Genomic DNA, 13,687 nt, shown 5'->3' with positions numbered 1-13,687 from the left:
AACCATAAGGGCGCGACCCGTGGGTCGCGCCCTTCGTCGTCCCGTTCACCGGGTGCTGTCGCGTCCCCGGTCAGGACGGGAGCGGCCCCATGCACGCTCCCGTCCTGACGAGGCCCGGCTGGTCGAGGCGTCAGCCGCAGCTGATCGCCTCGTACCCGGCTTCGTAGGGCGTCGTCACCGTGACGCCCTCGACGACCGCGGTACCCGTGACCGTCGCCGTACCGGCGTCGATCGCGGTCGACCGCGAGCTGAACGACTGCGAGGCCGACTTGCCCGGCGCGACGTCCTTGAACGTCTTGGTCCCGAACGGCGTCTCGACCACGACGTCGGCCTTCGCGGCGCCGTCGTTGACCGCCCGGACCGCGACCTGCGCCTTGCCCGCGACGCAGCGCGACTGCGCCGTGACCGTGAGCTCGACCGACGCGTCGAGGTTCCGGACCCCGACCGTCTGCCAGCGCTTGCCCGCACTCGCGTTGTGCAGGTGCAGCAGGAGCAGCTCGCCCGTCCCGGCCTCGGTGGCCGCCGCCGACCGGTTGACCGTGAGCGGTGCGTCGTCGGCGCCCACGAACAGGAGCTGGCCACCGCCGCTGAACCAGTACGCGGGGTCGTACGGGTCGCCCGTGAACGGACCGACCCGGTCGATCGACTGGTCGGGCTGCGTGCCGTAGTACGAGTACGTCGCGACCGTGAACGACGGCACCGTGCCCGGCTCGATGCCGAGCTCGGCGATCGCGATCGGCACCACGAGCACGTTGCTGTCGAAGACCGACGTGTCGACGTCCGCCCAGACCGAGTTGACCGGCTCGAGCAGCACGCCCTCGCCCGCCCCGTACTCCTCGCCGTCGGGACCGGTCCAGTCCTTGAGCGTGTACGTGGTCGCCAGGGTCAGGTCCGACTCGTTGTACTTGCGGACCACGGTCTCGAACTCGGCCGATCCGTCGCCGTCCACGTCGGTCTCGACCGACGGGAACATGACCGCGCCGAGCGAGGCCCAGTCGCCGTCCATGGCCACGCCGATGCCGATCCGGCCGTCGCCAGGCTCGGCGCCCGCGGCCGCGTACTGCGGTGCGCTCGACGTGAAGCCGACCGCGCGGATGTCGCCCGACGCGACCGCCGAGGCCGACGAGCCCTCGGCGGCGTCCGCCTCGAGCCGCGGGCTCGTCGCCTTGAGCTCGAACGGCGCCACGAGAGACGTCCAGCCGCCCGAGGCCACGCCGCGTCCGTCGAGGTCGAGCTCGGCCGACGTGTCCTGGTTCAGGAACGTGACGTCCTTGCCCGTCAGGTCGCTCACGAGCTTCGGCGCGGCCTGGACCGGGACGCGCAGCTCGCTGCCCGACTCCGGCGTCAGGACCAGGCGACCCGTGAGCATGCCGACGAAGTCGCGCGGCACGCCCGAGGTGGTCTCGGCCGACGTCGGGTCGAGCTGCTTCGCGAGCGTCGCCGGGTCGGCCGTCAGGGTCAGCGTGACCGTCCGGGTCTGCCCCGCGGGGATCGTGAGGTTCGCGGGCGAGACCGTGACGGTCGCGCCCCCCGCGGTGCTCGACGTCGTGAACGCCGCCGCGTACTTCACGGCCTGCGAACCCGTGTTCTGCACGTCGACCGTGCGTCGCTCCGTGACGGTCTTGTCAGCCACGGGCACGAGCCCGTACGACACCGAGACGAGCTCCTTGTCCTGCGCCGAGAACGCGAGGGTCGAGTTCTTCACCGCGTCGACCGCGTCCACGCGACCGGACCCGACCCGCTCGGGGCCGTACGCCGTGCCCGTGCCGCCCTGGCCCGTCCACACGTCGTGCGAGGCCGTGTTCATGACGGCCGTCTTGACCTGCTGCGCGCTCCAGCCCGGGTGGGCCTCCTTGACGAGCGCCGCGATGCCCGCGACGTGGGGGGTGGCCATGGACGTGCCCGACTTGATGCCGGGCTGCGTGAGACGACCCGAGGCCACGGAGGAGATCCCCGTGCCGGGTGCGGCGACGTCGGGCTTCACGACGCCCAGCGAGCCGTGCACCCCGCGCGACGACCCCGCGTTGAGCGTGTCCCCGATCGCGGGGATCTCGACGAACGACGAGTTCGCGAGCGACGGGCCGAGCGTCAGGACGACCCCGCCCGCCTCGATCGCCGGACGCAGCGCGTCGTGGCTCGGACCCGTGAGCTGCGCGCCCGGGATGCCGGCGTTGCCCGCGATCCCGGCCGCGAAGACCTCGAGCTCGGACGACAGCAGGACGCCGACCGCGCCCGCGGCCTGCGCGTTGTTGAACCGCGTCGCGCTCCCGCAGGCCCGGGTGGCGTCGTCGTCGTCCCAGTAGAGGAACGCGATCTTGCCCGCCGTGGCGGCGGCCTGGGCCGGCGTCAGGGGCGTGCACCCGCTGACCGTGGCGCCCAGGAACGCGACCTCCGCGGTCACGTCGACCGAACCCGTGTAGCTCTGCGAGTTCTGCGCGGGGTAGGAGCCCGCGACGCCCGCAGGGGCCGTGACCTCGACGCCGTCGAACGTCTGGGTGTTGCCCACCGAGTTCGCGACCGTGAGGGAGGTGCGGGCGTTGCCCGGCGAGCCGCCCACGTCGGTCACGTCGCCCGCGTTGCCCGACGCGACCACCGCGAGCGTGCCCAGGCGTGAGAGCTGGTCGATGAACAGGTTCTCCGGGTCATCGGCCGGGCTGTTGTCCGAGCCGAGCGAGAGGTTGACGATGTCGAGCCGGTCGGACAGGTCACCGTCACCGTCGGGGTCGGCCGCGAACTCGAGCGCGTCGACCACGACGTTCGTCGAGCCGCCCAGGTCGCCGAAGACCTTGAGCGCGTACAGGCCCGACTCGGGGGCCGAGCCCGGCCCGACCGTCCAGTCGGAGATGTCCGTGAGGGTCGTGTAGTCGCCGTCGAACGTCGTCCCGTCGGCCAGGACGCCGTAGCCGCCCGTCGTGCCCGCGACGTGCGAGCCGTGACCCGAGCCGATCGAGTCGAGCGAGTCGATCGGGTTCTCGTCCGGCGTCGGGATCAGCGACGTGCCCGGCACGGTGCCCGACGCGTCGTAGTCGTACCCCGCGAAGTCGTACCCGCCGAGGTACTTGGCGTCGTCGAACGTCCCCGCGGGGACGGGGCCCTGCCCCTTGACGCCGTACGCCTCGTCGTACGCGGCCTGCGTGCCCGGGCCGCCGAAGCCCGCGTGCGTGTAGTCGATGCCCGTGTCGATGATCCCGATCCGGACGCCCTGCCCCGTGTAGCCCGTGCTCTGCCAGGCCTCGAGGGCGCGCGTGAACGCGTCGGTGCCCTTGTTCGAGGGCGTCTTGGGGATGATGCGGTAGACCGTGACGACCTTGTCGTCGGCGGCCAGTGCCCGGACCTGCTCGGCGTCACCCGTCACGACGACGCCGGGGACGAGCCTGCTCGTGACGGACACCTGCTGGGGTGCACCCGCGGCGCGGGCACTGCGGGCGTTCGTCTGCGCGGGGACGACGGTGTCCGCGAGGCGCTCGACGACGGCCTGGTTGTCCTCGACCTGCGCCGGGCTCGCGCCCTGGTCAGCGAGGTCCACACCGGACGGGGTGTCGAGCTGGACGAACGCGGTCACGGTCCCGGAGGAGTCGGCGAGCGAGGGGGCGACCTTGCCCGCCTCGCTCTCCGTGGGGGACAGCGAGCTCGCGGACTTCGACGTGAGGTCGGGGCCGGAGGGCCCGGCGGGATCGGACGGTAAGGACGCGGCGGGCAGCGTCGATGCTGCGACCACCGCCAGTCCTGAGAGAGCAGCTAACAACGAACGGTGCTTCATCGACACTCATTTCCCCGGTACGGACCGGTGGCGTTGAAGGTGCGTGGTGGTTCCCCCGTGGTGGTCGCCGACGGCTGTGTGCAGACGACCGTGCCTGCACGCTATAGGTGAAGTCCCGCTCCCGCGCGCCACGCGAACGTCGGGGCAGCCGGGACAAACCAGGACAGGACGCAGGGGACCCCCTACGATCGGTCCGGGGGCGCGGAACACCGAGGTTTCGCAGTCGGTCCTCACCCACGTGTCGACGTCGTCCGCGGGCAGCGGCCGGCTCGGCCCACGCTGTGAAGGAGCACACCATGTCACGTCGTTCGACCCGCATCGCAGCCGTCTCCGCGGCTCTCCTGGTCGTCGGGGCGCTGAGCGCGACCCCCGCGCTCGCCGACGGACCCGACCTCACGTCGAAGTCGTTCGCTGCCGAGGAGGACGTCTGCTCGGTCATCGCCCAGCCCACCCCGGCGGGGCAGGACATCGCCTTCACGCCCGCCCCCACGGTCGAGTGCTTCGACTCGTTCGGCGAGGCCATCGAGGCCGCGACGGGCGTGCCCGTGACCGACCCCGCGATCGAGGCCGGCGAGCCCGCGGCCCTGCAGGCCTTCGCCCAGGAGCAGTCGGCCCAGGCGGCGCAGGCACAGTCCCGCGCCGCCGGCCCGAGCGCGACCGCCGCGGCACCGGGGGCGACCATGATGCTGGGCGTCGCGTACAAGGGGGCCAACCACACCGGGGGAAACAAGGTCTTCTGGAGCAACGGCGGCACCGGGTGCAGGACCGGCAACACGTACGGCTTCCCCCGGCTGTCGGACTACCTGTTCAACAACAACATCAGCTCGCTGAACGCGTACGCCGAGTGCTGGGCGACCCTCTACGACCTCGAGAACTACGTCAAGGGCACCTCGACGAACTGCGTCCCCTTCTGCGCCACGCTCGGGTCGATGAACGACCGCGCCTCGTCGATCGTCTTCCGTCCCGCGGGCAGCATCGACTGACGCCTGCTCGCTCGCGGCCGGCGGGCCCGGCGCGCCTCGAGCGGCGTGCCCGACGGCGTGGGGGGCCTCAGCGCTGTCGGGCCCGGCCGAGCGCCTTGGCCGCCTCGACGAGCAGGAAGACCACGACCGCGAGCCCGAGCGTGATGCCCCACTCGCGCAGCCCGATGGGCGCGGAGCCGAACCACGAGTGCATGAACGGCGCGTAGACGAACACGGCCTGGAGCGCGAGCAGCGAGCCCGCCGAGTACCAGACCGCCCGGTTGCCCTTCAGGACCGCGGGCGTGATCGACGAGCGGTCCAGGAAGCGGCAGTTGAACAGGTAGGCGAGCTGGCCGAGCGCGAGCATCGTCACGGCCGTCGTCTGGGCCTCGGCCACGCCCATGCCCTGGTCGCGCTCGATGAAGTAGACGGCCATGGTCGCTCCACCGATGAGGACCGAGACGAGCAGGACGCGACGCAGGTAGGCAGCGGTGAGGATCGAGGCCTTGGCGTCGCGAGGCTTGCGCGACATGATGTCGGGCTCGGCGCGTTCGTTGGCCAGCGCGAGCGAGAGCGTCACGGCCGTGACCATGTTGATCCACAGCACCTGCACGGGCTGGAGCGGCAGAGCCCACCCCAGGAGCACCGCGACCAGGATCACGAGCGACTGCGCGCCGTTCGTCGGCAGCAGGAACAGGACGGACTTGCGCAGGTTGTCGTAGATGCGCCGGCCCTCCTCGACCGCGCGCTCGATGGTCGCGAAGTTGTCGTCCGCGAGGACGACCTCGGCGGCCTCCTTGGTCGCCTCGGTGCCTTTGATGCCCATCGCGACGCCCACGTCGGCCTGCGTCAGCGCGGGGGCGTCGTTGACGCCGTCGCCCGTCATCGCCACGACCTGCCCGTGCGACTGCAGCGCCGAGACGATCCGGATCTTGTGCTCGGGGCTGGTGCGCGCGTAGACGTCGACGTCCTGGACGACCGCGCGCAGCTCCTCGGTGCTCATGGCCTCGAGCTCGGCCCCCGTGAGGACCTTCGTGGCCGCGGCTGCGACTCCGGCGGCCCCGGCGGCCCCGGTCTGTCCGGGCCCGGCCCCGTCGCGGACGATCCCCATCTCCCGGGCGATCGCGAGCGCGGTGCCCGAGTGGTCGCCCGTGATCATCTTGACCGTGATCCCGGCGTCCTGGCACTGCGCGATGGCCTCGACGGCCTCGGGGCGCGGCGGGTCGACGATCCCGACCAGGCCGACCAGCTCGAGGCCCGCGTCGACGTCCTGCGGGTCCAGGGTCGAGCGTCCCGGGTCCGCCGCCGTGCGGGCCGCGGCCAGCACGCGCAGGCCCTGCGCGCCGATCTCGTCGATCTGGGCCGACCAGAAGTCGTGGTCGAGCGGCTCGGGACGCCCGTCGGGCCCGGTCTGGGTCGAGCAGCGGTCGAGCACCCGGTCCGGGGCTCCCTTGACGAGCACGTGGAGGCCACCGTCGGGGTCCTCGCTGAGCGTCGCCATGTACTTGTTCTCGGACTCGAACGGGACGAGCGCGACGCGCCGCCACCCGGCCGGGTCCAGGCCCGCCTTGAGGCCCAGGGTCCGCAGCGCGCCCTCGGTCGGCTCGCCCACGAGGCGCCAGCCGTCGCCCTCGCCGGTGGGCTCGTGGACGATGCGCGCGTCGTTGCACAGCATCATCACCTCGGCAAGACGCCGCAGGTCGGGGTGCTCGGCGAGGGGGGCGGGCGACCCGTCGAGGCTGACCTCGCCGTCGGGCGCGTAGCCGATCCCCGTCACCGCGTACTCGTGACCCGCCGTGCGGACCGTGCGGGCCGTCATCTCGTTCTTGGTCAGCGTCCCGGTCTTGTCCGAGCAGATCGTGGTCACCGAGCCGAGCGTCTCGACGGCGGGCAGGCGGCGCGTGATCGCCCGCCGTCGGGCCATCTGCTGCACGCCCAGGGCGAGCGTGATCGTCACGAGGGCCGGCAGGCCCTCGGGGACGGCCGCGACCGCGAAGCCGATCGCTGCCGACACGAGCTCGGGGGTCTCGAACCCGTGGAACACGCGGCCGATCACGACCATGACCACGGCCATGACGAGGATGAGGACCGCGAGCTTCTTCCCGAACGCGTCGAGCGTGCGCGACAGCGGGGTCTCGAGCGAGGGGACCTCGGAGATGAGGGTCTGGATGCGGCCGATCTCGGTCGTCTCGCCCGTCTCGACCACGACGCCCGTCCCCGTGCCCGCGGAGACCAGGGTGCCCGAGAACAGCATGCTCGATCGGTCGCCGACCCCCGACTCGGCGGGCACCTCGTCGACCGACTTGGCCGCGGGCACGGACTCGCCCGTGAGAGCCGACTCGTCGACGCGCAGGTTGACCCCCGAGAGCAGGCGCAGGTCCGCGGGGACGCGGTCGCCCGAACGCACCCGCACGACGTCGCCCGGCACCAGGTCGTCGGCGTCGACCTGGGCCCACGCGCCGTCGCGGCGCACCTGCGCGTGGACCGAGAGCATGCCCCGGATCCCGTCGAGGGCCTTCTCGGCACGCCCCTCCTGGATCAGCCCGATCGCCGCGTTGATGACCGCGACCGCGAGGATCACGGTGAAGTCGATCCAGTCGCCCACGATCGCCTTGAGCACCGCGGACACGAGCAGGATGTAGATGAGGACGTCGTCGAACTGGGAGAGCACGCGACGCCACCACGGTGTGCGCGCGGGCGGGGCCAACCGGTTGGGGCCGACCTCGGCGAGCCGGGTCCGCGCCTGCTCGGCCGTGAGGCCCGCCTCGCTCGACCCCACCTCGGCGAGCACGGCCTGCGGCGGGAGCGCCCAGGGCGTCGGGTCGGCAGTCGCGGGGACGAGAGGGGTGTCCGAGGCTGTCATGCCTCCCATTCAACGCCCGCTCGCTGCCGAGCACCCGAGGAGCAGCCGGGATGGGACGAACCGTTCCATCCCGCCGGGTCGGCGCGTGCACGCCGGGCGCCGTCCCCCAGGTCCTCCTACCGTGAGGAGTGGCCGCGCACGGTGCGCTGCCGTGAGGAGGACGTACCGTGCTGGTCTCCACCATGAACGATGTCCCGGGCCGGACCGTGCAGCAGGTCGTCGGCGAGGTGACCGGCCTGACCGTCCGGTCGCGCAACGTCGGCGCGCAGATCGGCGCGGGGCTCAAGTCGATCGTCGGCGGCGAGCTCAAGGGGCTCACCAAGCAGCTCCAGCAGTCGCGCGACGAGGCCGTCGCCCGCATGGTCGAGGAGGCCACCGCGCAGGGAGCCAACGCGATCCTCGCGATGCGCTACGACAGCGACGAGGTCGGGAACGGCTACCAGGAGATCGTGGCGTACGGGACGGCCGTGGTGCTCGCACCCTGACGGGCACGCCGCTTCGGCGGGCACGCGCCCCGGCGGGCGGCCGGCACCCGGTGCGCGACGGCACCCGGACGCCCTCCCACCGGGCCCGGGGTCTTCGCTAGGGTGCGCGGCGAGGGGGGATGCGTGATGAGACGAGGATTCGCGGGCCTGGTGGCCGCCGGTGCGCTCGTGGCCGGGTGCACGGCGACGCCCGCGCCGCAGGAGACGCCGCTCGTGGAGGCGACCTTGACGATCGTCGGGCCCGAGGAAGGCGTCCCCCGGGCGCTGGACCCGCTCCGACCCGCCGGCCCGAGGGAGCCCGGAGTCCCGGTGGTTCCGCTCCCCGAGGCGTCGGTGGTCGCCGAGCGGCTCCCGGGGCCCGAGGGCGCGATGTCCTTGCTCGGCGGGCGCCTGGCGGACGACGAGCGTCTCGGCACGGTCCGGCTCGAGGGCAGCGGGACGGTCGTCCTCGCGTGGCACGGCGACCCGCCCCAGGAGGCGCTGGCCGCGGTCGCCGAGGCCTACCCCGACGTCGCGGTCCGGGTCGATCCGCTCCCCGTGCTGCCGGGAGAGCTCCAGGCGCTCGCGGAGTCGCTCCTCGGGAACGACCGCTGGCCACAGGTCCGCGCGGTCTACGTGCGCGACGACCTCTCGTCGATCGTCGTCCAGGTCGGCGCGGTGTCCAACCCGCTCACGCTCGCCGAGCGGCTGGCGACCGAGGTCGGGTTCCCGGTCGTGGTGGAGGTCGGCGCGTCCTAGCGCCGAGCGCCGTGGGACGCCGCTGCGGGCGCACGACCTCGGGGTTACGGTCGACGGGTAGTGAACGGCAATGGGTCTCGTACCCGCAACCCCGAAGGAGCCACATCATGGCAGTCCGCACCGCCCGCACCGCGTGGAACGGCACGCTCATGGAAGGCACCGGTCAGGTCGAGCTCACGAGCTCGGGGACCGGCACGTTCGACGTCAGCTTTCCGCGCCGCACGGCCGACGAGGCCGAGGGGATCACGAGCCCCGAGGAGCTCATCGGCGCAGCGCACTCCTCCTGCTACGCGATGCAGCTCTCGGGGGTGATCGGCGAGGCGGGTGGCACGCCGATCGCGCTCGAGGTCAAGGCCGACGTCACGCTGTCGCCGGACCCGGCAGGCGGCCTGCGCATCTCGGCGGTCGCGCTCACGGTCCGCGGCGAGGTCGACGGGCTCGACGAGGCCGGGTTCCTCGCGGCGGCCGAGAACGCCAAGGCCACGTGCCCGGTGTCCAAGGCCCTGACCGGCGCGACGATCACGCTGGACGCGGCCCTGGAGTCGTAGGAGTCCCGGCGACCCTAGGACGGCAGCAGCGGTGGGCTCTGCGTGCCCGCGCCCTCGACCAGGCCACCGACGACCTCGGTGACCGTGGCGTGGGCGTCGTGCACCGGCGCCCACCGCAGCAACCGTCGAGCGCGCGCCGTGTCGAGCACCGGTACGGCGAGCGCGACGTCGAACCAGCCCGGGTCGAGCGGGACCAACCGGGCCGTCCAGGCGACCGCGACCGCCCGCCGCAGGGACCCCGGCGACACCTCCCGGAGCCGTCCCTGCGCGACGATCGCGGCGACGTCGGGGCCCGTGAGGACGTCCTGCGAGGCGATGTTGAACGTCCCCGGGTGCCGACCCACGAGGATCTCGCGGTAGGCGTCCGCGAGGTCGTCGGCGTGGACCACCTGCAGGCGCATGCCGCGCGGCCACACGAGCGTGGGCAGGTGACCCTTGCGGCGCAGCGGCGCCGGCAGGAGCTTGCCGAAGAACAGGCGCGAGACCTCGCTCGCGGCGTCGCGCTGGAACGTGAAGGGCGCGCGCACGCGCGTCACCACGATCCCGGGGTGCTCGGCGTCGAAGCGGTCCAGGAACCCCTCGACCTCGGCCTTCTGCGCGCTCGAGACCGACCCGGCGATCCCCGCCGTGGGCCAGTACTCGTCGCGGGGCGCGTCGTCGAAGGCGGGCGAGTACGCGCTCGCGCACGACGCGACCACGAGGTGCCCCACGCCCGCCCGCGCCGCCGCGGCGGCGACCCGCCTCGTCCCCTCGACGTTGACGCGCGCGAGCTCGTCGCGGTCGTGCGCGGGGTCGATCGCCCACGCGAGGTGGACCACGGCGTCGGCACCGACGAACGCGCCCGCGAGACGCGAGGCCACGACCTGCTCCGGGTCCGTGAGGTCGCAGCGGACCCACTCGGCGGCGTCGAACGGCGGCACGACGGTGCTCGAACCGTCGGCGCGAGGCACCCGGCTCGCGACCCCGACGACCGAGGTGACCACCGGGTCACCCACGAGCCTGCGCAGCAGGGCCGAGCCGATGTTTCCGCTCGCCCCGACGATCACGACACGCATGAAATCTCCTCTCGACGCCCGTTTCCCCAGGCTACCGACCCGACGCTGACCCGGCCGGGGCAGCGAAGGACCTTCACCCTCCGGCCGAGCAGAACGAGCGGCCGGACGAGCGGGGCGCCGGGCTGCGCCCGACCCGGACAAGGTGCGCTCCTGCGGGGTCCAACGGAAGATCGACGGAGGCTCCGTCGCGGCCCATCCGCGCGGAGGCTCGCCACGAGAGGACACGACGGTGCAGATCGCGTTGGACGACGTCCAGGTCGAGGGTCGGCGGGCGCCGATGCTCGAAGCCACCACCCTGACCCTCGCCGCGGGGGAGTGCGTCCTCCTCGCGGGCGAGCCGGGCCACGGGCACACCGCGCTCGCGCTCGTCGCGACCGGCCGCCTCGCCCCGTACACCGGGACCGTCACGCTCGTGGGCGACGACGGCACCACCACGACCGCGACCGCGGACCTGCGCCGTGTCACGGCCGTGGTCGACGTCCCGGGGATCTCCGAGCCCGACGAGGCGCTCACGGTCGGGGACGTCGTCGCCGAGGAGCTCTCGCTCGCGGGCCAGTGGTCCCTGCCCGGTCGCGCCGCGAAGTGGCTCGACGCGCACGACCTGCTGGACCGCCGCGGCGACCGCGTCGACGAGCTGCACGGCACGCTGCGCACCGCCCTCCTGTCGTCCCTCGCGTCCGAGCGCAAGGACGTGCGGTTCCTCGTCCTGACCCTGCCCGACCGGCACCGGGGGGAACCCTCGGGCTGGTGGGCCGTCGCGGAGTCCCTCGCGGCGCTCGGCTACGGCGTGCTCGTCCAGTGCACACGCTCCTCGGCCCGCGACCTCGGTGCCGACCTGCCGCCAGCGCGCGGCGACGACGCGCTCCGTGCGGCGCCGGTCGAGGCCCTGCGGACGCGGCCCGAGCCGGCGGCGGTACCGGACGCGCGGCAGGGCGACCAGGACGGGACCGTCGGACCGCCGGAGCCCGTCGAGACGACCGACCCGACCACGCTCTTCGACCGGGCAGAGCCGGGACGCCACCAGGCTGTGGCTCCCGAACCGGTCCCCGAACCACCTGACGCCCCACCCGCCGCACCGGACCCCGACACCGACGAGGAGGCCGACCGATGACCGCGATCCGCCTCGGGATCTCCGAGCTCCGGCGCATCAGCGCCGGGACCCTGCCCAAGCTCGCGATCCTCGCGATGATCGTGATCCCCACGCTGTACTCGGGGCTGTACCTGTTCGCGAACGAGAACCCCTACGACAAGCTCGCCGAGGTCCCGGCGGCGCTCGTCGTCCAGGACCGCGGCACGACCGTCGAGGACGCGGTCGACGGCACCTCGACCGAGAAGAACTTCGGCGACGAGGTCGCGAAGCAGCTCGTCGACGGTGACGGCGGGTTCGGCTGGGTCGAGACGACACAGGCGGACGCCGAGGCCGGGGTGCGGTCGGGACGCTTCGACGCCGCCCTCGTCATCGGTCCGACGTTCTCGGAGGACCTGGCTTCGTCGGGAAGGTTCGAGCCGCAGCAGGCGAGCCTGGTGCTCATCACCAACGACGCCAACAACTACCTCGCCGCGACCATCGCGGACACGATCGTGGGCAAGGTCCGTGACGCGATCGCCGAGCAGGTGGGCACCGAGGCCGCCGACACGTTCCTCAAGGGGTTCGCCTCGATCCACACCAACCTCGCGAGCGGGGTCGAGGGTGCGCAGAAGCTGGTCGACGGCGCCACGCAGCTCTCCGACGGGACCGGGCAGCTCGTGGACGGCACGGCCCGGCTCGCGGCGGGGGCGAGCGAGGCCGCGAGCGGTGCGGCCCGCCTCGCCGACGGGGCCGACGAGCTGTCGACCGCGAGCGGCACGCTCGCCTCGGGCGCGGGCACCCTGTCGGACGGCCTCGACACGCTGCGCAGCAGGACTGCGAACCTCCCGGCGCAGACCCAGGAGCTGGCCGACGGTGCGCAGCAGGTCGCGGACGGCAACGCCCAGGTCGCGGGCTACGGGCAGCAGGCGGCAACGGCGGCGAGAGACGTCGTCGGGCAGCTCGCGAACGCCGACGCCGACGTCCAGGCGCTGCTCGACCAGCTCGTCGCGGACGGGACGCTCACGCAGGCCCAGGCCGACCAGATCCAGCCCGTCGTCAGCCAGGCCATCACCGACATCACGCCCGCGGTCGAGGACGCCGCCGCCACCGTCGAGGGGGCCGCCGGGAAGCTGGGCGAGCTCAGCGCGGGCTCGGCGCAGGTCGCGGCCGGGGCGGCGACGCTCGCGGGAGCCACACCCGCCCTCACGCAGGGCATCGCGACCGCGGCGTCGGGCGGGGACCGGCTCGCGTCGGGCGCGGCAGAGCTCGAGGACGGGGCGGGCACGCTCGCGAGCGGCGCGGGCGCGCTCGCCTCGGGCACGGCGCAGGTGTCCGACGGCGCAGCCGAGCTCGCGTCGTCGAGCGTGACCCTGCGCGACGGGACGGCCCAGCTCCAGTCCGGCACGACCGAGCTCTACGACGGCCTCGCGGCGGGACTGGGGCGCATCCCCGACGTCGACGAGCAGACGCAGGAGGAGACGGCGAAGACGCTCGGCAACCCGGTCGCGGTGAAGAAGGACACGATCGCGAACGCGGGCACGTACGGGGCCGGGCTCGCGCCGTTCTTCATGTCGCTCGCGGCGTGGATCGGCGCGTACGTGCTGTTCCTGCTCGTGCGGCCCCTGTCGAACCGGTCGCTCGCGGCAGGGCGACCCGCGTGGCAGACCGCGCTCGGCGGCTGGCTCCCGCCGGCCGTGATCGGCGTGGCCCAGGTCGCGCTCATGTTCACGGTCGTGAAGTTCGCGCTCGACATCGACCCCGTGTACGCCGTGGGGACCGCGGTCCTGCTCGTGCTCGCGTCGGCGACGTTCGTCGCGATCCTCCAGGCGCTCAACGTGTACCTCGGGGCGGTGGGGCAGTTCCTGGGGCTCGTGCTCATGCTCGTCCAGCTCGTGACCGCGGGCGGGACGTTCCCGTGGCAGACGATCCCCGAGCCGTTGCGCGCGCTGCACCGCTTCCTGCCCATGTCCTACACGGTCGAGGGGCTCCGGCAGCTCCTCTACGGCGGGGACCTCGCGACCGTCGCGCGGGACGTGGGGGTGCTCCTCGTGGTCCTCGCGGTCGCGCTCGCGGCCACGACGTTCGCCGCGTACCGGCAGCGGGTGTGGAGCCCGACGAGGCTGCAGCCGGAGCTGGTGCTCTAGGCAGGTGCGGCGATCCTGCGACGGGTTCGTCGGACCGAGATAGGTTCGGACCGGAAGTCCGTC

9 protein-coding genes are annotated in these 13,687 nt (G+C 73.3%); 6 read left to right on the top strand and 3 right to left on the bottom strand.

From position 1 onward, the window contains the following. Positions 1-130: 130 nt before the first annotated feature. The gene (locus H9640_RS04870; protein ID WP_191789591.1) at positions 131-3,760 is read right to left on the bottom strand and encodes a S8 family peptidase; all 3,630 of its coding nucleotides are present in this window, start codon (positions 3,758-3,760) and stop codon (positions 131-133) included. Between the two features lie 296 nt (positions 3,761-4,056). Between H9640_RS04870 and H9640_RS04865 the strand changes: the two genes are divergently transcribed. Beyond that, positions 4,057-4,743: a hypothetical protein gene (locus tag H9640_RS04865; RefSeq protein WP_191789590.1), complete on the top strand. Its 687-nt coding sequence runs from the start codon at positions 4,057-4,059 to the stop codon at positions 4,741-4,743. A 67-nt stretch (positions 4,744-4,810) separates the two neighbouring features. Here H9640_RS04865 and H9640_RS04860 read toward each other — a convergent pair whose 3' ends face one another. Beyond that, a complete protein-coding gene (locus H9640_RS04860) occupies positions 4,811-7,585 on the bottom strand; it encodes a cation-translocating P-type ATPase (protein WP_191789589.1) in 2,775 nt (924 codons plus the stop codon). Between the two features lie 167 nt (positions 7,586-7,752). Here H9640_RS04860 and H9640_RS04855 point away from each other — a divergent pair, with 167 nt between their 5' ends. From H9640_RS04855 to H9640_RS04845, 3 genes are all read left to right on the top strand, one after another. Further along, positions 7,753-8,070, top strand: a complete 318-nt coding sequence (locus H9640_RS04855) for a YbjQ family protein (RefSeq protein ID WP_030144034.1) — start codon at positions 7,753-7,755, stop codon at positions 8,068-8,070. A gap of 126 nt (positions 8,071-8,196) precedes the next feature. After that, positions 8,197-8,808, top strand: coding sequence for a hypothetical protein (locus H9640_RS04850; RefSeq protein ID WP_191789588.1), 612 nt, complete (start codon positions 8,197-8,199; stop codon positions 8,806-8,808). 107 nt (positions 8,809-8,915) lie between these two features. Next, entirely contained in the window at positions 8,916-9,356 is a 441-nt protein-coding gene (locus H9640_RS04845) for an OsmC family peroxiredoxin (protein ID WP_191789587.1), read from the top strand. A gap of 14 nt (positions 9,357-9,370) precedes the next feature. On the opposite strand, the gene H9640_RS04840 is transcribed toward H9640_RS04845, so the two are convergent. Beyond that, positions 9,371-10,411, bottom strand: coding sequence for an NAD-dependent epimerase/dehydratase family protein (locus H9640_RS04840; protein ID WP_191789586.1), 1,041 nt, complete (start codon positions 10,409-10,411; stop codon positions 9,371-9,373). 229 nt (positions 10,412-10,640) lie between these two features. Between H9640_RS04840 and H9640_RS04835 the strand changes: the two genes are divergently transcribed. After that, positions 10,641-11,522 carry an ATP-binding cassette domain-containing protein gene (locus H9640_RS04835; RefSeq protein ID WP_191789585.1) on the top strand — a complete coding sequence of 294 codons (882 nt, stop codon included), beginning with the start codon at positions 10,641-10,643 and terminating at the stop codon, positions 11,520-11,522. Then, entirely contained in the window at positions 11,519-13,624 is a 2,106-nt protein-coding gene (locus tag H9640_RS04830) for a YhgE/Pip domain-containing protein (protein ID WP_191789584.1), read from the top strand. The genes H9640_RS04835 and H9640_RS04830 overlap by 4 nt, the downstream gene beginning before the upstream one ends. Positions 13,625-13,687 lie beyond the last annotated feature (63 nt).

Source organism: Oerskovia gallyi, assembly GCF_014836745.1.
GTDB classification, from domain to species: Bacteria; Actinomycetota; Actinomycetes; order Actinomycetales; family Cellulomonadaceae; genus Oerskovia; species Oerskovia paurometabola.
The sequence above is the reverse complement of the archived record's forward strand: the minus strand, read 5'-3'. Positions and strand labels throughout refer to the sequence as shown.

Bases quoted from the DNA above. Each gene is read 5' to 3' on its own strand.
- H9640_RS04870 (WP_191789591.1), bottom strand. From the start codon at position 3,760: ATGAAGCACCGTTCGTTGTTAGCTGCTCTCTCAGGACTGGCGGTGGTC.
- H9640_RS04860 (WP_191789589.1), bottom strand. From the start codon at position 7,585: ATGACAGCCTCGGACACCCCTCTCGTCCCCGCGACTGCCGACCCGACG.
- H9640_RS04845 (WP_191789587.1), top strand. From the start codon at position 8,916: ATGGCAGTCCGCACCGCCCGCACCGCGTGGAACGGCACGCTCATGGAA.
- H9640_RS04850 (WP_191789588.1), top strand. From the start codon at position 8,197: ATGAGACGAGGATTCGCGGGCCTGGTGGCCGCCGGTGCGCTCGTGGCC.
- H9640_RS04840 (WP_191789586.1), bottom strand. From the start codon at position 10,411: ATGCGTGTCGTGATCGTCGGGGCGAGCGGAAACATCGGCTCGGCCCTG.
- H9640_RS04865 (WP_191789590.1), top strand. From the start codon at position 4,057: ATGTCACGTCGTTCGACCCGCATCGCAGCCGTCTCCGCGGCTCTCCTG.
- H9640_RS04830 (WP_191789584.1), top strand. From the start codon at position 11,519: ATGACCGCGATCCGCCTCGGGATCTCCGAGCTCCGGCGCATCAGCGCC.